General features: G+C 68.7%; 3 protein-coding genes (1 of these 3 running past the window's edge). All 3 read right to left on the reverse strand.

Annotated features, from left to right (window positions below):
* Tightly spaced (each overlapping or abutting the next), the 3 genes in view from ACQP1T_RS22230 to ACQP1T_RS22240 form a layout consistent with a single transcriptional unit that may run on beyond the window.
* Positions 1 to 10,830 (reverse strand): type I polyketide synthase, encoded by a 10,830-nt coding sequence (locus ACQP1T_RS22230; protein WP_433754963.1) that lies wholly within the window; start codon positions 10,828 to 10,830, stop codon positions 1 to 3.
* Positions 10,827 to 21,689, reverse strand: coding sequence for a type I polyketide synthase (locus ACQP1T_RS22235; protein WP_433754964.1), 10,863 nt, complete (start codon positions 21,687 to 21,689; stop codon positions 10,827 to 10,829). Before ACQP1T_RS22235 ends, ACQP1T_RS22230 begins: the two co-directional genes overlap by 4 nt.
* On the reverse strand, positions 21,686 to 22,463 hold the 3' end of the coding sequence (locus ACQP1T_RS22240; protein ID WP_433754965.1) for an SDR family NAD(P)-dependent oxidoreductase. It continues 13,940 nt past the right edge of the window; 778 of the gene's 14,718 nt are visible here — the last part of the coding sequence; its start codon lies beyond the right edge, outside the window — the gene reads right to left on this strand; its stop codon occupies positions 21,686 to 21,688. Before ACQP1T_RS22240 ends, ACQP1T_RS22235 begins: the two co-directional genes overlap by 4 nt.

The following is a 22,463-nucleotide window of genomic DNA, read 5'->3' on the forward strand; positions in this document are numbered from 1 at the left end:
TCACTGAGTCGAAATCTGCTGGTCGATGAGTGCGAAGAGTTCGTCGGCACTGGCCGCCTCGACGGCGGCGCGATCGCTTCCGGCCGAGGATTCGCCGTCGTGGAGTGCTTCGGCCAGCAGCGAGCGGATCCGCTCGGCCAGACGTGCCTTGTCCCGATCCGACGTCATGGTCGCGAACAGCGATTGCAGCGAGTCGATCTGGTCGTCGACCGCCGATGTGGTCGATGTGGCCGCCCACCGCGACCACAGCAGCTTCGCTACCGCGGCGGCGGTCGGGTAATCGAACACCAGGGTCGACGGTAGTTTCATCGCTGTCTCCTCGGCGAGCCGGTTCCGCAGCTCGACACCCCCGAGCGAATCGAATCCCAGTTCGTTGAACGGGATTTCGGGATCGACGGCCGCGGCCGACGGATGTCCGAGAACCGCCGCGGCGAGTTCCCGCACGAATTCGAGTATCAGCTCATCTCGCTGATCCTCCGGCGTGGCGGCCACCCGTGCGGCGAACCCGCCGGTGCTGCCGCCCGGTACTCGACGCGCTCGAGCGGGTACCAGGCTCTCGAGCACCTCGGGCAACAGCCCGGTCCGGGCATGCGCCGCCAGTGCCGCCCTGTCGAATTCGACACAGGCGGCCACCGGTTCGTTCGAGGCGATCGCGGCGTCGAACAGTGCGGTCCCGTCGTCGATACCGAGCACCTTGATGCCCAGTCGTTCCCACCGCGTCAGCGCGGCTCGGTCCATCGCGCCGGTCATACCGACGTCTTGGTTCCACGGTCCCCACGCCAGCGAGAGCGCGGGCAGCATCTGGGCGCGGCGGGCGAGTGCGAGTCCGTCGAGGAACGAGTTCGCCGCCGCGTAGTTGCCCTGTCCGGGTGCACCGAATGTCGATGCGACGGAGGAGAACATGATGAAGGCCGACAGGTCGTGTCCCCGGGTCAGCTCGTCCAGGTGCAGGGCACCGTCGACCTTGGGCGCGAGTACACGGTCGATCTGCCCGGCGGTCAGTTTCTCGAGCGTGGCGTCGTCGACCACACCCGCGGAATGAATCACCGCCGTCAATCGATGTTCGGGCGCGATCGAATCGAGCACCGCAGCGACATCGGCGCGATCACCGACATCGCATGCGGCAACACGCGTTTCGGCTCCCAGGGCGGTCAATTCGGCCACCAGGTCCGCGACGCCCGGGGCCGCTTCACCCCGGCGCGACACCAGCAGCAGGTGCTCGACACCGTGCGTCACCACCAGATGCCTGGCCAGGACCGCACCCAGACCACTGGTGCCGCCGGTGATCAATACCGTGCCGTGCCCGAACATCGCACCCCGGTCGAGCGACTGCGGTTCGTCGGTGACCGCACCGCCGGACAGTCGCGGTACGAACATCTGCGAGTCGCGGACCGTTGTCTGCCCCCGACCCGATTCGACGGCAGTGCGCACGACATCGGCGTCCACCATGCCGTCGTGATCGAGTAGCGCGATCCGGCCGGGATGTTCGGACTGTGCGGTGCGGACCATGCCTGCCACCGCGGCGGCGGCCACATCGACCGGCTCGTCCGCCACGGCCGTCGCACCGCGGGTCACCACCACCAGACGAGCGTCGGCCAGCCGCTCGTTCGATAACCACGACCGCAGCATCGTCCAGACCGTGTGAACCGAAGCCCGCACCTCGGCGGCACGTGCGCCGGAGGACGCGGTAGCGACCCCGTCGGCGAGCGAGTAGACGGCCAGATCCGGAATCTCCTCGGCCGCAGCCAATTCCGCGATGTCACGATAATGCCGGTCGATCCCGGACACCCTCCCCGACCCGACTGTAGCCATGACGGCGGCGGTGGTGGCGGCAGCCCGATCCGCGCGAACCCATCGCAGGTGCAGCGGCGCCGCACGACGAGCCGAGCTCGCGGTCAAGGCCCGGACATCGACCGGGCGCGCGGTCACGGCATCGATTGTCAGCACGACCGAACCGGTGTCGTCGACGACGACCATTCCGATCTGCCCGCTGCCGTCGCGGACCACCCGCACACGCACCGCCCCGGCACCGGAACGCCACAGCCGCACTCCCGCGAACGAGAACGGCAACGGCACCTGCCCGGCGGCCAGGTCGTCGGACAGGCCGTCGATCGCCACGTGCAGACAGGCGTCGAGCAATGCCGGATGCACGGCGAACGCCGAGGCCGAACCGCTCACCGAGTCGTCGAGTGAGACTTCGGCGAAGGTCTGCTCGCCGCGAGCCCACACCGCGGTCACACCCTGGAATACCGGGCCGTACTCGAAACCGCGCTGCGCCAATCGATCGTAGAAGGACGCATCGCTCGACGGCACCGCACCGGCCGGGGGCCAGCTCCGCTCGTCCCACACCGGGGCGACGCCGGCGGCAGCGGTCAGCACACCCCTCGCGTGCAGCACCCACGGATGCTCCGCGGCCGAGTCCCCCTCGGCGGCGGGGCGGGAGTAGATCGCGAAGGCGCGCCGTCCCTCCTCATCGGGTGCGGCGACACTCAACTGCAGATCGACCTCGATACCGTCGGCCAGTACCAGTGGGGATTCGAGTAGCAGTTCCTCGATGACGTCCACCCGTAGTCGTACGCCCGCGCTCAACGCCAATTCCGCGAACGCCGTCCCAGGCAACAACACCGAACCGAATACCGTGTGGTCGGCGATCCACGGATGCGTCCGCAGCGACAACCGCCCGGTGTACAACCACTCGTCCCTGCCCGCTACCGGCACCGCATTCGCCAACAGCGGATGCCCGAATGTTCCGGTCATGACTCCTGCCTGTGGCTGCACCCAATAGCGCCGATGCTGGAACGCGTAGGTCGGCAATGCCACCCGATCCATGCCACGCCCGGCGAACACCAGCGGCATATCCGGCTCCAGCCCCGCCGCGTGCGCTTGCGCGAGGAGAGTGACGAACCCGACCGTCTCGTCGATCGTCCGACGCGACGACGCCGCCACCAGCATCGACTTCGTCTCCGCTCGCGGATGCTCGGCCAAACACTCGGCGGTCATCGCAACGAGCACCGCGTCCGGGCCGACCTCCACGAACCTGCGCACACCGGCACCGACCAGGGTGTCCACACCGGGAGCGAATCGCACGCAACCACGAACCTGCGCGACCCAGTACTCCGGATCGCACACCTGCGCACTCACCTGCGTGCCCGACACATTCGACACGATCGGCAACAACGGCTCCCGATACGTCAAACCCTGTGCCACAGCACGGAATTCGTCCAGCATGGGCTCCATCGACGCCGAATGGAACGCATGCGAGACCCGCAACCGAGTGGTCTTTCTCCCCTCTTCCGACAGCCGCCGCGCGATCTCCTCGATCACATCCGCGTCCCCTGACAGCACCACCGATTCCGGACCATTCACGGCCGCCAGCGACACGTGGTCGCCGAATTCGCCGAGCACGCGCATCGCCTCGTCCTCCGGCACGGCCACCGCCAGCATCGCCCCGTCGGCCGGCAACGCACCCATCAACCGGCCCCGCGCCGCCACCAGCGCGCATGCGTCCTCGAGCGACCACACGCCCGCCACGAACGCCGCCGCCAGTTCACCGATCGAATGTCCCGCAACGACATCCGGCGACAGGTCGAACGATTCCAGCAGCCGGAACATGGCCACCTCGAACGCGAACAACGCCGGTTGGGTGAACTCCGTCCGATCCAGCATCTGCCCCGGATCGGCGAACATGACGTCCTTCAGCGACCCACCGAGCCGGCTGTCGAACTCGGCGCACACCTCGTCCAGCGCGGCCGCGAACATCGGAAACGCCTGATACAGGCCCGAACCCATCCCTGTCCGCTGCGCTCCCTGACCGGTGAACAGGAATGCGGTTCTCCCCGAACCCGCCATGCCGTCGACCACCCCCGGCAGCGGCGAACCCGATGCCAGCGCGGCCAGGCCCGCGAGCAACTCCTCCCGATCGCGCCCGACAACGGCGCCACGCCGCTCGAGCCGTGCGCGCGTGTCCACCAACGAGCGTGCTACCGACCACAGATCGATATCCGGGCGGTCGGCCAACCATGTCCGCAACCGGTCCGCCTGTCCCCGCAGTCCCTGCTCCGACTTCGCCGACAGCATCAGCGGCACCACGGAAACATCGGCGACCGAAGGGCTTTGCCGCACATCGGGATCACCGCCGTGCTCCGATAGGCCGGCCGGTGACGGCGCATCCGGCGCTTCCTCGACAATGACATGTGCGTTGGTTCCGCTGATCCCGAACGACGAGACGCCCGCGCGCCGCACCCGGTCGCCGGTCAGCCACGGCTCGGGCTCGGTCAACACCCGCACCGACCCAGCCGACCAATCCACATGCGGCGACAAGGCGTCCACATGCAGTGTCTTCGGCAACACCTGATGCCGCAGCGCCTGCACCACCTTGATCACACCGCCCACACCCGCGGCCGCCTGTGTATGGCCGATATTCGACTTGAGTGCGCCGATACGCAACGGCCGGTCCGACCGCTCCTGTCCGTAGGCGGCGATCAATGCCTGTGCCTCGATGGGGTCGCCCAATGCCGTCCCCGTCCCGTGCGCCTCCACCACGTCCACGTCCTGCGCACGCACACCGGCATCGGCCAGCGCCGCCGCGATCACGCGCTCCTGCGACGGACCGCTCGGCGCTGTCAGGCCATTGCTCGCGCCGTCCTGATTGACAGCGCTGCCACGGACCACCGCGAGGATGTTGTGCCCCAGCCGCCGCGCATCCGACAGTCGTTCCAGCACCAGCACGCCCGCGCCCTCCGACCAGGCCACACCATCGGCGGCTGCCGAGAACGCTTTGGACCGGCCATCGGGAGCCAGACCGCGCTGCCGGGAGAACTCCACGAACACCGTCGGAGTGGCCATCACCGTGGCACCGCCCACCAGCGCGAGGGAGCTTTCCCCCTCGCGCAGAGCCCGGCACGCCAGATGCAGTGCCACCAGCGATGACGAGCACGCCGTATCCACCGTCATCGCCGGACCTTCCAGCCCCAGCGAATAGGCGACCCGGCCGGACACCACACTGCTCGCGGCGCCGGTGGCGACATAGCCTTCCACCTCAGGCCCACCCAGGCGGGTCAGGGCGTCGTAGTCCTGGTACATCACGCCGGTGTAGACACCGGTGTCGCTGCCCCGCAACGAGGTCGGGGCGATCCCCGCATGTTCCAATGCCTCCCACGACACCTCGAGCAGCAACCGCTGCTGGGGATCCATCGCGATCGCCTCACGCGGGCCGATTCCGAAGAAGCCCGCGTCGAATTCGGCCGCGTTCATCAGGAAGCCGCCCTCACGGGCGTAGGACGTGCCGGGATGGTCGGGGTCCGGATGGAACAACTGGGCCGTGTCCCAACCGCGATCCGGCGGAAACTCGCTGATGGCGTCCGCGCCGGAGAACACCAGATCCCACAGGTCGTCCGCGGATTCGACGCCGCCGGGATAGCGGCACGCCATTCCGACGATCGCGATCGGCTCGTCGGCTCGCACCCGGCGCGTGGTCTTGCGCTGCTTCGGCGTGGACGAGTCCCCCATCCGGGACCCGATGAAGGCGGCCACCGCCCGGGTGGTGGGGTGATCGAAGACGAGGGTGGACGGCAACCGCAGGCCGGTGGTCGTGGTGAGCCGGTTGCGGAACTCGACCGCGCCCAGCGAATCGATACCCATTGCGCTGAAAGGCTTCTCGATATCGACCAGATCACCCGCGGCGTATCCCAGCACTGCGGCGACCTGGCCACGGACGAATTCGAGTACCGCCGCGTCGCGAGCATCCGGTGCCAGCGACGCCAGCCGCCGCGCCAGGTCGCCACCTCCGGCCGCGCGGCGCGCGGACGGTACCAGCGACCGCAACATCGATGGCAGCATGCCCGACCCGGCAGCGACGGCCAATGCCGCCGTGTCCAGGTCGACCGCGGCGACGAACGGAGCGCCGGCGCCACCGGCCAGATCGAACAATTCGAGACCGTCGGATTCCGACAGCGGGCGAGAACCCATGCGCGACAACCGATCCCGGTCCGCATCGGTCAGCTCGGCCGCCATTCCGCTGCGCCCGCCCCATGGCCCCCAGGCCACCGACACCGCCGGCAGGCCCGCATTGACGCGGCGGAGCGCCAATGCGTCCAGTACCGAATTGGCCGCCGCATAGTTGCCTTGTCCCGACGATCCGACCACCGCGGCAACGGAGGAGAACAGGACGAACGCCGACAGACCGGAGGTGAGCTCGTGCAGATGCAGTGCCGCATCGACTTTCGGTGCGAGCACGCGGTCGACCTGCTCGGCGGTGAGGGTGTCGACGGTGCCGTCGGCCAGCACGCCGGCGGCGTGGATGATCGCGGTCGGCGCGGGGCCGTCGGAGATGTCGTCGAGCAGCGCTGCCACGGCGGCGCGATCGCTCACATCACAGGCCGCCACCCGGGTCCGGGCCCCGAGTTCGGCCAGTTCGGCTACCAGTTCGGCGACACCCTCGGCCCGCTCGCCGCGCCGCGACACCAGCACCAGTTCGCGCACCCCGTGCCTGCCGGCCAGATGCCGCGCCACCAGCGCGCCCAGCCCGCCGGTGCCACCGGTGATCAGCACCGCACCCGGGCCGAGATCGATGGTCCGCGCGGCGGCCTGATCGCGGCGGGTCAGCCGCGGCGCCAGCAGCGCACCCGCGCGCAGCGCCAGCTGCTTCTCGTCGGTGGCCATGGCCGCCGAGATCAGTTCCGGGGTCACCGCGCTGTCATCGTCGATGTCCAGCAGCACGATCCGGCCGGGATTCTCCGACTGCGCGCTCCGGAGCAGACCCCAGACGGCGGCGGCGGCCAAATCAGGGTCTTCGCCGGGCAACCCCGCACCATTGCGCGTCACCACAACGAGTCGGGCGTCGGCAGTGGGCAGGCGCAGCCAGGAGCGCACCGAGGCCAGCACCGCATGCACGCGATCTCGCACGATGGCCGCCGCCGACCGGGAACCGACCTCGCTGTCCGCAGCGCGGCGGTCGGGACCATCGGCGAACCACACCAGCACATCCGGAGCGTCGCCGGTGTCGCCGGTCTCGGCAGCCAGGTCCGGGTAGGTCCGTGCGAATCCGGGCAGGGCCACCCCGGCGATCAACAGGCCGTCCACTTCATGGGACGCATCGCCGGTGCCGACTCGACTCCATTGCACGTCGTAGAGCCCGCGGTCGGCAATCGATCGATCACCGCGCAGCGCCTGGCTGTTCACCGGGCGCGCCCGCAGCGATTCGACGGTCAGTACCGGAGCGCCCGTGTCGTCACCCAGTTCCAGCCGCATACTGTCGCCGACGCGACGGATGCGTACCTGTGCGGCGGTCGCCCCCGGGCGATACAACCGGACGCCGCCGAACGAGAACGGCAGCGGCACCTGTCCGGGCGGCAGATCCGCGGCCAGATCCTGCACCCCGGCATGCAACGCGGCGTCGAGCAGCGCGGGATGGATCCCGAATCGGCCACCGTCCACGCCGACTTCGGCGGGCAACCGCACATCGGCCACCATGGCACCGCCGCCATCGCGCCAGACGCGGCGCGCCCCCTGGAATGCGGAGCCATAATCGAATCCGCGCGCGGCCAGCCCGTCGTAGAGGACGTCGCCGGGGATCGCGTCGTCCTCCGGGTTGTCGTCGACCTCGTAGGCCGGACCCTGTATTTCCCCGCCGGGGGCGAGAATGCCACGCGCATGGGTTGTTCCACTCGCGCCCGCCGATTGTTCGCCGACGATCCGGGACGCCACGACGAATCGCCTGCGCCCCTCGTTATCGGGTTCTTCGACCGCGATCTGCACGTCGACCTCGGTCCGCTCGCCGAAACGCAGCGGCGCCTCCAGCACCAGCTCGTCGACGACCTCGACACCCAGCCGAGCGCCGACCGCCAAGGCCAGCTCCACGAAACCTGTTCCCGGGAGCAGAATCTCGCCGAAGACGGTGTGATCGGCGATCCACGGATGCGACGGCACCGACAGCCGACCGGTGAACAGCCATTCGTCCCTGCCCGCCACCACGATCGACCCGCCGAGCATGGGGTGGTCGACCACCGTCACACCGGCGCGGCCGACATCGCCCCGCACGGCGGTGGGTGCGATCCAATGGCGCTGATGCTGGAATGCATAGGTCGGCAAGGGAATTCGACGCGATCGCCGGCCCGCGAACAAGGGGCTCCAGTCCACGTCCAGTCCCGCGGCGTGCGCGGCGGCCAGGAATGTGGTGAACTGCGCGACTTCCGCACAACCACGCCGGGCGGCAGCGGCCACCACGGTCCGTCCCTCGGTCCCGGGTTCCTCGGCAAGGCATTGCCGTGTCATCGCGGCCAGGACGGCGTCCGGGCCGACCTCCAGGAACCGACGGGCCCCGGTCGCGGCCAGCGCGTGCACGCCGGGCTCGAACCGCACGGCCGCACGGACCTGGCGCACCCAATACTCCGGATCGGTCAGCTCCCGCTCCACCACAGCGCCGGTCACGTTCGCCACCACCGGAACGGTCGGCTGATGATAGGTCAATCCAGCTGCCACCGAGCGGAATTCGTCGAGCATCGGATCCATCCGGGCGGAATGGAAGGCGTGGCTGACCCGCAGCCTGCTGGTCTGGCGACCCCGCTCGGCGAGCAGCCGTTGGACGTCGTCGACCGCCTCCGCGTCGCCGGACAGCACCACGGCCGCCGGTCCATTCACCGCGGCGACCGACAGCCGATCGGCGTATCCGGCCACCAGCTCGATCGCCTCATCTTCGGTGACAGCCGCCGCCAGCATCGCACCGCCGCCGGGCAGGGCGCCCATCAGTCGCCCCCGCGCCGCCACCAGCGCGCACGCGTCCGCCAGCGACCACACCCCCGCCACATACGCCGCCACCAGCTCGCCGATGGAGTGCCCCAGCAGCACATCCGGTGTCACACCGAACGATTCGACCAGCCGGTAGGCCGCCACCTCGTACGCGAACAACGCGGGCTGAGTGAATTCCGTCCGATTCAGCAGGGCCGCACCGGCATCACCGTCGGCGGCGAACATCACGTCCTTCAGCGCTCGTCCCAGCAACGGGTCGAGTTCGGCGCATACCTCGTCCAGCGCGGCCGCGAACACGGGGAACGCCGCATACAGTTCCCGGCCCATTCCGGGTTGCTGCGCGCCCTGGCCGGTGAACAGGAACGCCGTGCGTCCCGCGCCCACGACGCCATCGACCACGCCCTCCGACGAGGCACCGTCGGCAAGGGCCGCAAGTCCCGCCAGCAGTGCCTCCCGGTCACGGCCCACGATCGCTCCGCGCCGGTCCAACAGCGCCCGCGACGTGATCAGCGAATGGGCCACATCCCATACATCCGCATCGGGTTCACCGATTAACCACTGCCACAGCCGATCCGCCTGCGCGCGCAGGCCGGGTTCGGATGTCGCCGACAGGAGCCACGCGACGACATCGGAGTTCGTATTCGGCGTAGTCGTTTCGGCCGCTACCTGTTCCGGAGCAGCCCCGGCGACCGGTTCGGCGGGAGCCTCCTCGATGATCACGTGCGCGTTGGTGCCGCTGGCCCCGAAGGACGAGACACCCGCACGGCGCACCCGCTCACCCGCGGGCCACGGCTGCGCCTCGGTCAGCAGGCGCACAGTGCCCGCCGACCAATCCACGTGTGGCGTAGGCGCATCCACATGCAATGTCATCGGCAACATCTCGTGCCGCATCGCCTGAACCATCTTGATCACACCGCCCACCCCCGCCGCGGCGGACGTGTGACCGATATTCGACTTGAGCGAACCCACATATAACGGCTCGTGTTCACGCCGCGCGCCGTAGACGCCGATCAGCGCGCGCGCTTCGATCGGATCCCCGAGCATCGTGCCGGTCCCGTGCGCCTCCACCGCGTCGATGTCGCCGGGTTCCAGTCCGGCATTGGCCAATGCCTGTGCGATGACACGCTCCTGCGACGGGCCGTTCGGTGCGGTCAGCCCCTTACTCGCGCCGTCCTGATTGAGCGCGCTGCCGCGAATGACCGCCAAGACGTTGTGCCCCAGGCGTTGCGCATCCGACAGGCGTTCGACGACCAGCATGCCGATACCTTCGGAAAATCCGGTCCCGTCCGCGGCGGCCGCGAATGCCTTGCACCGGGCATCGGTGGCGAGCCCGTGCTGGCGGGCGAATGCGATCAGATGGGACGGATCCGACATCACCGTGACACCGCCCGCCAGGGCCAGCGATGTTTCGCCGTTGCGCAGCGCCTGGCACGCGAGATGCAGGGCCACCAGCGACGACGAGCACACGGTGTCGATCGACATCGTGGGCCCCTTGAAGCCGAATGTGTAAGCGACCCGGCCGGATACGACGGAATTTCCCGCACCGAGATAGGCGTGGCCTTCCGCCTCGGCGGTCAGTGTCGGGGAGCCGACCCGAGGTCCGTAGTACTGGTGGAAAACGCCGGTGAAGACACCGGTATCGCTGCCGCGCAGCGACATCGGGTCGAGGCCCGCGTACTCCAGCGCTTCCCAGGATGCCTCCAGCGCCAAGCGCTGCTGGGGATCCATCATCGCGGCTTCCCGCGGGCCGATCCCGAAGAATCCCGCGTCGAAATCGCCTGCCGAGTACAGGAATCCGCCTTCACGGGTATTGGTCGTGCCGGGAACGTCCGGATCCGGATTGTAGAGTTTCTCCAGATCCCAGCCCCGGTCGGTCGGGAACTCGCCGATGGCGTCGACGCCGGAGGCCACCAGGTCCCACAGTTGCGCGGGCGATTCGACGCCGCCGGGATAGCGGCAGCTCATCCCGACGATCGCGATCGGTTCCCGCGCACGCTCCTCGAGGTCCTGGATGCGCTTGTTGGCGGCGCGCAGGTCCCTGGCGAATCGCCGCAGGGACTGGGTGAGCCGTTCCTCATTGCTCATGATCGACCGAACTCCTCGTCAAGCAGATCCAATAGTTCGCTGCCGGAATGCTCGGCAAGGTCATCGTCGAATTCCTCGTCCTGCCATCGATCGCCGAAGTGCGACCGGAGGCGGTCGCCGATACCGAGCAGTGCGGTAGCGGCAGCGGGGTCGTCACCGGCCGCAGCGAGAGCCTGTTCGACCATCGCCTCCAGCCGGGCGATATCGACGGGTGCGGAAACGGCGGCCGGTGGGGCCGCAGGTGACGCCGAGATCAGCTGTTCGTGCAGATATCGGGACAGTTCGACCGGGGTCGGGTAGTCGAACACCACCGTCGAGGACAACCGCAGACCGGTGCTCTTCGACAACCGGTTGCGCATATCCACACCGGCCAGCGAATCGAAGCCGAGCTCGTCGAATCCCTTGTCGGCCCGAATATCCCCCGCCGAGGAATGCCCCAGTACCGCGGCCGCCTGCTCGAGGACCAGGTCCAGAACCGCGCGACCCCGCTTGGCCTCCGGTAGCCGATCCAGTGCCAGACCCTGCGATGGCCTTTCCTCCGCGGCGGCGGACCGAGAAGGCAGGGCGATTTTTCGCAGGACCGGGGGAACCGTTGCCATATGTGCTTCCCGCCGAAGGGCATTGACGTCGAGACGGAACGGCATGAGCGCGGATACGCCCGCCGGGGTCGATCCGATCCCCACGGCGGTATCGAACAGCCGAAGGCCGTCCGCCGTCGCCAGCGGATGCACGCCGAGGCGGGCCATGCGTGCGGCACCCACGTGATCCAGGGTGCCGCCCATACCGCCCGATCCGGCCGCGGTGGGCTCCCACAGACCCCAGGCCAGCGCCACAGCGGGCAGCCCTTCGGCGCTGCGCCGCGCGGCCAACGCGTCCAGGAAGCTGTTGGCGGCAACATAATTGGCCTGTCCCGCAGCGCCGATGACAGCGGCCATCGACGAGAACAGCACGAAGGCCGAGAGATCAGCGTTCCGCGTCGACTCGTGCAGATTCCATGCCGCGTCGACCTTCGGCGCGAGCACGCGGTCCAGCTGTTCGACGGTGAGCGTCGCGATCGTCGCATCGTCGAGCACACCCGCGGTATGAACCACGGCCGTCAACGGCTGTTCGGCCGGTATCGATTCGAGCAGTGCCCGCAACGCGGACCGGTCCGCGACATCGCAGGCCGCGATGCGCGCGTTCGCTCCGAGCTCGCACAGGTGCGCAGCCAATTCCGTTGCGCCTGTGGCTCGCTCGCCACTGCGGGACACCAGGAGCAGGTGCCGGACACCGTGCTCGGCAACCAGGTGACGGGCCACCATCGCGCCCAGACCACCGGTACCCCCGGTGATCAGCACGGTGCCGGAGCCGAATGCCGGTCTCGCGCCGGCGATCACCTCCGAGTGCCGCAGCCGCGGCACCAGCATCCTGTCCGCGCGAACGGCCACCTGCGGCTCATCGGCCGCCAGTGCCGACAACACGGTGTCGACCGACAGCGGAACGGACGTGGACTGCCGGTCGAGCAAGACGATCCGGCCGGGATACTCGGACTGCGCACTGCGAACCAGGCCCGCCACCGTGGCCGCCGCGAGATCCGGTGCCTCGCCGGGCAGCCCGAGGCCGTTGTGGGTGACGACGACCAACCGCGACCGCTCCGACGGATCCTTGTCCAGCCACCCCTGCATCAGGTGTAGTGCCGACCGGGCCCGCTCATGTGCGGCGACGGTGACATCGTCGTTTCGCGCTGCCGCGTCCGACCACACCAGCACAGCGGGCATCGCACGATCCGATGTCAGACTGTCGAGGTCCGGATAGCGTTCCCGCACACCGGCAATCGACGCCGACCCCAGTGCGATGACCTCGTCGGGCGCCGGCACGTCGGGTGCGGGGTGAACCTCCGCCCATTCCATTTCGTACACCCCGGCGTCACCGGCGAGCGGGCGGCGGAACTGGGTGACGTCATAGGGCCGCATCACGATCTCGTCGAAGGAGACCACCGGGTTGCCGTCGCCGTCCACCGCCGCCACGGCGAGCACGTCCTCACCTTTCGCCACGGCGATCACCCGCAACGGACCCGGCCTGCGGACATCGTGGAATCGGGCGCCGCCCCACCGGAACAGCAGCATGCCGCGGCTCGGGTCGGAGCTGGGCTCCGGCCACACCAGACGGGCCATCCCCGCATGCGCGATGACGTCGATCAGGCCCGGATGCAGCAGGAAACCGTCCGATTCGACGGCCGGATCCAGCGCAACCTCGCTGAACACGGCGTCGCCACGCTGCCACGCGCGTTCGATGCCGCGGAAGGAGGGACCGTATTCGAGTCCCGACACGGCTTCGATATGCGCGGGCACCCATTCCGGGTCGATCGGGTCCGCATCCGACGGCGGCCACGGCTGCGCCCGAAGACGTTCCAGCAGCGGCTCCGCCGCCGGCCGGTCACCGGTCATAACGCCGCTGGCGTTGCGTACCCACTCTCCCTCACCGACGCGGTAGTGCACCGTGCAGTGCCTGCGGCCCGTCTCGTCGGCCTGCTCGACAAGCACCTGCAGATCGATGTCGGCGCCGTCCTCGGGCGGGAAGATCGGGGCCTCCAGCGTGAGCTCGTCCACCCCGGCGCAGCCGAACCGCGGTCCCGCCGCACACAACATCTCCACCAGCGTCGTACTCGACACGACCATCACGCCGTAGCTCACGTGATCCGCGAGCCACGGATGGGTCCGGCGCGAGAGCCGCCCGGTGAGCATCCATTCGTCCTTGCCCGCGACCTGCACCACACCGGTCAGCACCGGGTGACCCGATATTCCCGGCGACGCCGCACCGGCAACCGGTTGCAGCCAGTACCGCCGATGCTGGAATGCATAGGTGGGCAACGGCACCCGCGATACCGGACGATCCGCATACAGCGGCGTCCAATCCACACCGGCACCCGCCACATGCGCTTGTGCCAATGCGGACACGAATTGCAACGGCTCGCCGACCGAACGCCGGGCAACCGCGACCACCGTCGATGCGGCCTCCACGTCCGGAGTCTCGGCGAGACACTGCCGGGCCATCGCGGACAACACGGCATCCGGCCCGATCTCCACGAACCGCCGCACCCCGGCCTCGGCCACGGTGGCGATCCCGGGCGCGAACCGCACACAACCGCGCACCTGCTCGACCCAGTAACCCGGATCGGTCACCTCGGCACCGGCCACGGCGCCGCTGATGTTCGACACGATCGGGATCCTCGGCGGGTGGTAGGTCACACTGTCGGCCACCAGCCGGAACTCGGCGAGCACGGGATCCATTCGCGCCGAATGGAATGCGTGGCTCACCCGCAACCGGTTGGTCTTGCGTCCGGTGAGTACACGCTCGATCGCGTCGATGGCGTCCGCGTCTCCGGACAGCACCACCGACGACGGGCCGTTGACCGCCGCGATCGAGACCCTGCTGCCGTATTCGGCGACGATATCCGTCGCGTCGGTCTCCGTGATGGCCACTGCCAGCATCGCTCCGCCCTCGGGCAGAGCTCCCATCAACCGACCGCGGGCAGCCACCAGCCGGCAGGCATCGGGCAGCGACCACACCCCCGCCACATACGCGGCGGCCAGCTCACCGATCGAGTGCCCGATGAGCATGTCCGCGGCGATACCGAACGACTCCAGCAACCGCGACAGCGCCACCTCGAACGCGAACAATGCGGGCTGGGTGAATTCGGTGCGGTGCAGCAGTCCCTCGGTGTCATCGAACATCACCGCGAGCAGCCCGGGCGCGGAATCCGCTCCCGGATCACGCGTCAGGAGAGCATCGAACTGGGCACACACCTCGTCCAGAACCTGAGCGAACACCGGGAACGCCGCATAGAGGTCCTTACCCATCCCCGCACGCTGCGCACCCTGTCCCGTGAACAGCCACGCGGTCTTCCCCATCGCCGCGACGCCCTCGACGGCACCGGAAGGCACCTTGCCCGCCGCCAGATCCGCCAGACCGGAAAGGATCTCGTCGCGCCCCGTCCCGACGACCGCGCCCCGGAATTCCATATGGGAGCGGAAGGCGCTCAGCGAGTACGCGACATCGGCAATCTCTCGCTCGGGTCCGGCCACCAACCACTGCAGGAGCCGATCCGCCTGCGCCCGCAACCCTGCCTCGGATTTGGCCGATACCAGCAGCGGCAACGGCAGGTCTGCCGGAGTTCCGTTGGGTGCCACCGGGATTCGTTGCGGCGGCGCTTCCTCCAGGATCGCATGCGCATTGGTGCCGCTGACACCGAACGACGACACGCCCGCGCGGCGAACACGCCCGTTGCGCGGCCACAGCTGCGGCTCGGTCAGCAACTCCACACCGCCGGCCGACCAATCCACATGCGGGCTGGGCACATCCACGTGCAACGTCATCGGCAGAGTCTCGTTCCGCAACGCCTGCACCATCTTGATCACTCCCGCCACGCCTGCGGCGGCCGAGGTGTGCCCGATATTCGACTTCAGCGAGCCGATCCGCAGCGGCGCTCCCGGCCGATCCTGACCGTAGGCGGCGATCAATGCCTGCGCCTCCATCGGATCACCCAGTGTCGTCCCGGTGCCGTGCGCCTCCACCGCATCGATGTCGGCGGGCCGCAACCCGGCGTTGGCCAGGGCCGCCGCGATCACCCGCTCCTGCGACGGTCCATTCGGCGCGGACAGACCGTTCGACGCGCCGTCCTGATTGATCGCCGTCCCCCGCACCACGGCAAGAACGTTGTGCCCCAGGCGGCGGGCATCCGACAGCCGTTCCAGCACCAGCATTCCGACACCCTCGGAGAACGCGACACCATCGGCCGCGGCGGAAAACGATTTGCACCGCCCGTCCGGGGATAGACCACGCTGCCGAGCGAAATCGACGGAGAGATAGGGATCGGCGTAGATCGTCGCGCCGCCCGACAACGCCAGCGATGCCTCACCCTGCCGCAGCGCCTGACAGGCCAGATGCAGCGACACCAACGACGACGAACACGCCGTATCCACGGTGACCGACGGCCCTTCCAGGCCGAACACATACGACAGCCGGCCCGAGATCACGCTGCCCTGGGCTCCGGTGAGCCGGTAGCCCTCGAACTCGGGAGTCACCCGGTTGAAATAACCCGAGAAGCAGGCACCCACGAATACCCCCGCATCGGTGCCACGCAGCGAAACCGGATCGATCCCGGCATGCTCCAGGGCCTCCCACGATGCCTCGAGCAACTGCCGCTGCTGCGGGTCCATCGCCGTCGCTTCCCGCGGGCCGATCCCGAAGAATCCGGCGTCGAAATCCGCTGCGTCGTCGAGGAATCCGGCGCGGCGGGCGTATACGGTCCCGGGTTTGTCCGGATCCTCGTCGAACAAACGGTCCAGATCCCAGCCGCGGTCCGATGGGTACGCACTGGTCGCATCGATCCCCGAGGCCACCAGATCCCACAGTTCGTCCGGCGATTTCACCCCACCCGGGAACCGGCATCCCATGCCCACGATCGCGATCGGCTCATCCGCCGGTGTTCGGCGCGCGACCTTCTTGCCCGGTCCGCCCGTCGTCTTCGGCTCGTGCCTCGACAGCACGTGTTTCGCCACCGCGGCGGGAGTCGGATAATCGAACACCAGGGTCGACGCCAACCGCAACCCCGTGACCTTGGCCAATCGGTTGCGGAACTCCACCGCACCCAGCGAATCGAAACCGATCTCGTCGAAAGGTTGATCGGGCCGGATATCGGCCGCCGAATCGTGTCCCAGCACGGCCGCGGCCTGCCCCAACACCATCTCCAGCACCACGTCGCCGCGCTGCGCGTGCGGCACCCGCGCCAACCGCTCACCCACCGAACCCGCCGCGAAACTCGCCTCCGCCCGGCTCGCGGCCGGCAGCGGACGCCGCACGAACCCGCTCAGCACCGCGGGGATCCCCACCGGATCCGAGACGCGCCGCAGCACACTCGGGTCGAACCGCAGTGGAGCCAGCCGCCCATCGTCGCTCGCGACCGCGACAGCGGCATCGAAAAGGCGCACACCGTTGGCATTCTCGAGTTGCCCGAGCCCCCACCGGCCCAACCGCGCCAACGCCGCACCGTCCACCTCGCCGGCCATCCCGCTGCCGGAGTGCCACGGTCCCCACGCCAGCGATATGGCGGGCAACCCCGCGGCTCGACGCAGGCGGACCAGGCCATCCAGGAATCCGTTCGCCGCGGCGTAATTGCCCTGTCCGGCCGAACCCAGCACTCCCGCGATCGAGGAGAACACCACGAATGCCGACAGATCTCGGCCGCGTGTCCACTCGTCCAGGTACCACGCTCCGTCGACCTTCGGCGCCAGCACCCGATCCACCTGCTCGGCGGTCAGCGATTGGAGGGTGCCATCGTCGACAACCCCGGCCATATGCACCACGGCGGTCACCCCACCATCGGAGTCCATGGCGTCCAACAGGTTCCGCACCGCGTCACGATCGGTGACGTCGCAGGCCACGACGCGCGCGTCGGCGTCGGCCCGCGCCAATTCGGCGACCAGCTCGTCCGCGCCCGGCGCCTGCGGGCCGCGCCGGGAGGTCAGCACCAGCCTGCGCACACCGTGCTCGGTGACCAGGTGCCTGGCGAACTCCGCGCCCAGACCACCTGTACCACCGGTGATCAGCACCGTCCCCGCACCCGACCACGGCGACAGGGGATTGTCTTTCCGAACCTCGGTGCCGGTGCGGGTCAGCCGGGGAACCAGAATCCTGGTGTCGCGCACCGCGACCTGCGGCTCACCCGAGGCCAGCACGACCGCGATCCGATCGGCGTCCACCGCTTCGGCCGGGTCTTCGTCGAGGAGTATGAACCGCCCCGGATTCTCCGTCTGTGCGCTGCGGACCAACCCCCACACCGCTGCGGCTGCCACATCCACGGCAGCGTCCTCGCCGGGAAGACCGACACCACCCGTGGTCACCACTACCAGCGAGGCATCCGACAGGCGTTCTTCGGCGAGCCATGTCCCGAGCACGGCCAGTGTGCTGTGCACCCGTGCCCGCACCACACCCGGATCGTCGACAACCTCTCCGGCGATCGCCGGACGCCAGACGACGATCTCCGGAACATGTTCCGCGGCGACGATATCGGCAATGGACCTGTGTGATGCCGCGATTCCCGGCACCACCGTGTCCGCGAGGACGGCCGACGCCGGCATAGAGCCTGGGACCGGAGGCGGGGCCGTGGTCTTCCAGCCCACCCGATATAGACCGGCGTCCTGATCATCGGACAGACCGCGCCGGAACTCCTCGACGTCGTACGGACGCAGCAGCACCGAATCAACCGATACGATCGGCCTGCCCTCCGGATCGACTGCCGCGACCGACACCGTAGCCGCGGCGGTCTTCTCCGAGATGATCCGCAGGGCTGTCACTTCCGCGGGCATCGGCCGGTGGAGACGCGCACCGCCCCACCGGAACAGCAGCCAACCGGTATTCGGATCGGACTCCGCGAAACGGAATATGGATTGCGAGAGTCCTGCATGCATCACCAGCTCCAACAGCGCCGGATGCAGGTCGTGGCGACCGGATTCCGATACCGCGTCGGTATTCAGCGTCGCCTCGGAAAAGACCGTGTCGCCACGCTGCCACACCGCATTCACGCCGATGAACGCCGGACCGTAGTGGAGCCCGGTATCTTTCGCTATCTGCTCGGCAAGTGCCACCCGGTCGACATCGACGAGTTCGGCATCGGCCGGCGGCCACACCTGCTCACCGAGCCGGGATACCAAGTCCGAGTCGCCATTCCACCGTGGCGCGAGGAAACCGGTCGCATTGCGCACCCATTCGTCGCCGGACGGCCTGCGGTAGAAGAACTCGAACGAACGCCGCCCGGACTCGTCCGCAGCCGCGACCAGGACCTGCACTTCGATCTCGTCGTCACCGGGACGGATCGGCGCCTGCACGATGATCTCCTCGACCACCTCGCAATCGATCCGCCCGCCGGCGGCGAGCAGAAATTCGAGCAGCAACACGCCCGGAACCACCACGACACCATGGGCCATATGATCGGCGATCCACGGATGCGTACGCACGGAGAATCGGCCGGTGAACAGCCACTCGTCGGTCCCGGCCACGCCGACCACACCGGTCAGGATCGGATGATCCGCCGACGCCGCCGCATCGGCACTGGGCTGCAACCAGAACCGGCGACGCTGAAATCCGTAGGTCGGCAAAGCGACCCGGCGCACCGCTCGCCCCGCGAACAGCGACGCCCATTCCACCCGCGCACCCGCGACGTGGATCTGCGCCAGTGCGGTGACGAACTGCGACACCTCGTCGACGGATCGGCGCGCCGCCGCCACGATCCGCGACACCGATTCGACCTCGGCATTCTCGGCCACGGTCGCACGCGTCATCGCCGCCAGCACCGCATCCGGGCCCACCTCCACGAATCGCCGCGCACCCGCCGAGACGAGGGTGTCCACTCCCGGAGCGAACCGCACACACCCCCGCACCTGCCGAACCCAATACTCCGGATCGGTCACCGCGTCCCCGGCGAGCTCCCCGGTTTCGTTCGACACGATCGCGAGGCGTGGCGATCGATACGCGATACTTCGTGCCACCGAACGGAATTCGGCCAGCATCGGCTCCATGAGGGCGGAGTGGAAAGCGTGGGAAACGTCGAGCCGGTTGGTCTTGACGCCGGTACCCGACAACGCGGACTCGATCGCCTCGATGGCCTCCAGGTCTCCGGACAACACTGTCGAGGAGGGGGCGTTCACGGCCGCGATCGAGACTCTTCCGGCGTGCTCGGCGATCAGTTCGGCGGCCCGCTCCTCCCCGACGGCGACGGCCAGCATCGCTCCGCCTTCGGGCAGCGCGCCCATCAACCTGCCGCGCGCGGCGACCAGAGCGCAGGCGTCCTGCAACGACCACACCCCGGCCACATACGCGGCGACCAGTTCACCGATCGAATGCCCGAGCAGCACATCCGGGGCGATACCGAAGGATTCGAGCAGCCGGAACATCGCCACCTCGAAGGCGAACAACGCCGGTTGGGTGTTTTCGGTGCGCGCCAGCACCTCGGCGGAGTCGCCGAACATCAGGTCTTTCAGCCGCTGTCCCGACGCGAGGTCGAACTGTGCGCACACCTCGTCCAATGCCGCCGCGAACACCGGAAAGGCCGTGTACAGGCTCTTGCCCATACCCGCGCGCTGAGCGCCCTGGCCGGTGAACAGGAAAGCGGTTGTGCCCGCACCCGTGCGGTCTTCGATCGCGCCGGGCGAACCGGCCGCGAGATCGGCCAGACCGGCGAGCAGTTCCTCCCGGTCACGCCCCACCGCCACACCGCGCCAGTCCAGCAGCGCACGGGAGGTCGCCAGCGAATGCGCCACATCCCAGGCATCCGCATCGGGGTCGTCGAGCAACCACTGTCGCAGCCGGTTCGCCTGGGTTCGCAGCGCTGCCTCGGATTTGGCCGAGATCATCAGCGCGACGACATCCGATGCCACGGGCTCGGCCGTGACGACCTGCGCGGGTTCGCCTGCCGACTCGGCGGCCTCCGGATCGGCGGGGGCTTCCTCCAGGATCACGTGAGCGTTGGTGCCGCTGATTCCGAACGACGACACACCCGCACGCCGCACCTGCCCGGTCGCGGGCCACGGCTCGGCCTCCGTCAGCAACCGCATCGTGCCCGCGGACCAATCCACGTGCGGCGTGGGCGCATCCACATGCAGCGTCTTCGGCAGCACACCGTGGCGCATCGCTTCGACCATCTTGATCACACCGGCGACACCCGCGGCGGCATTGGTATGACCGATATTCGACTTGAGCGACCCCAAACGCAGCGGCCCACGCTCACCCCGCGCACCGTAGACCGACATCAGCGCACCCGCCTCGATCGGATCACCCAGCTTGGTGCCCGTCCCGTGCGCCTCCACCACGTCCACATCCGACGGTGCGAGGCCCGCATTCGCCAGCGCCGCCGCGATCACCCGTTCCTGCGCCGGACCGTTCGGCGCGGTCAGCCCCTTGCTCGCACCATCCTGGTTGATCGCCGTCCCGCGCACCAGCGCGAGCACGTCGTGGCCCAATCGCCGTGCGTCCGAGAGCCGTTCGACGACCAGGATCCCGAGCCCCTCCGAGAGACCGGTCCCGTCCGCGGCTGCCGCGAACGCCTTGCACCGCGCATCCGCCGACAGCGCTCGCTGACGCGCGAAGGCGATCAGATGGGACGGGTCCGACATCACGGTCACACCGCTCACCAGAGCCAGCGACGTCTCGCCCCGCCGCAGCGCCTGGCACGCCAGATGCAATGCCACCAGCGACGACGAGCACGCGGTGTCCACGGACAACGTGGGGCCCTTGAAACCGAACAGGTAGGAGACCCGGCCGGACAGCACACAGCTCGACACGCCCAGAACGGCATGACCTTCGGCCTCCGCTGTCAGCGCCGGGGAGCCGATGCGAGGGCCGTAGTTCTGGTGGAAGACACCGGCGAAGACGCCGGTGTCGCTGCCTCGCAACGACTTCGGGTCGATGCCCGCATCCTCGAGAGCTTCCCAGGAAGCCTCCAGCGTCAGACGCTGTTGTGGATCCATCGAGGCGGCCTCGCGTGGGCCGATCCCGAAGAAGCCCGCATCGAATTCGGGCGCCGAATGGATGAACCCGCCCTCACGCGTATAGATCGTCCCGGGCACACCGGGATCGGGGTCGAAGAGTGTGTCCAGATCCCACCCCCGGTCGACGGGAAAGCCGCCGACCGCGTCGGCACCGGAGGCCACCAGATCCCACAACTGCGCAGGGGATTCCACGCCGCCGGGAAAGCGGCAGCTCATCCCGACGATCGCGATCGGCTCGCGCGCACCCTCTTCCAGTTCCTGGATGCGCTTGTTGGCGGTTCGCAGGTCCCCGGTGACTTTGCGCAGATACCGGGTGAGCTTTTCCTCGTTGCTCATGAGCGACCGAACTCCTCATCAATCAGATCGAACAGCTCGTCGGGGGAATGTGTGGCGAGGTCGGCGTATTCGTCCTCATCGCCGCGCCACCTCCCGCCCAGGTGGGACCGAAGCCGGTCGCCGATACCGAGCAGTGCGGTGACCGTGGCGTCGTCGTCTCCCGCCGCGGCCAGGACCCGATCGACCATCGCCGCCAGATGGGCGATGTCGTCGGATGTGGTGCCGGCCGCAGCCGGCGGGACGGCCACCGCCGGGGCCAATCGCTCGTACAGATAACCGGCCAGTTCGGGGGCGGTCGGGTAGTCGAAGACAAGCGTCACCGGAATATGGAGGCCGGTGGCTTTCGACAGCCGGTTGCGAAGCTCCACACCCGACAGCGAGTCGAGCCCGATCTCGTCGAATCCCTTGTCTGGCTCGATATCTGCGGCCGACGAGTAGCCCAGTACGGCCGCCACCTGTTCGAGAACGAAGTCCACGACGGCCTGCTCCCGTTCGGCTTCCGGTATCAGGCCCAGCTCCAAGCCGCGCGAGCGCTTGTCGCTCACCGTATTCCGCTCCGAATGTCGCACCAGACCCCGCAATATCGCGGGGACCGGTTCGGGCAGCGCGGTCCGGTCGAACCGCGCGGCAACCAGCGCGGACTCCTGATCCACCAGTGCCGCGTCGAACAGCGCCAGCCCGTCCTGTTCGCCCAGCGCGACGATTCCCTCCCGCCGCAACCGGGCCAGGTCGGCCTCGCCGAGAGCATCGGTCAGCCCGCTGCGCTGTTGCCAC

Origin of the sequence: Nocardia sp. CA-135398, from assembly GCF_050955845.1 — a bacterium.
GTDB lineage: Bacteria > Actinomycetota > Actinomycetes > Mycobacteriales > Mycobacteriaceae > Nocardia.

Coding starts and splice junctions, on each gene's coding strand:
- ACQP1T_RS22230 (WP_433754963.1), bottom strand. CDS start 10,830: ATGAGCAATGAGGAACGGCTCACCCAGTCCCTGCGGCGATTCGCCAGG.
- ACQP1T_RS22235 (WP_433754964.1), bottom strand. CDS start 21,689: ATGAGCAACGAGGAAAAGCTCACCCGGTATCTGCGCAAAGTCACCGGG.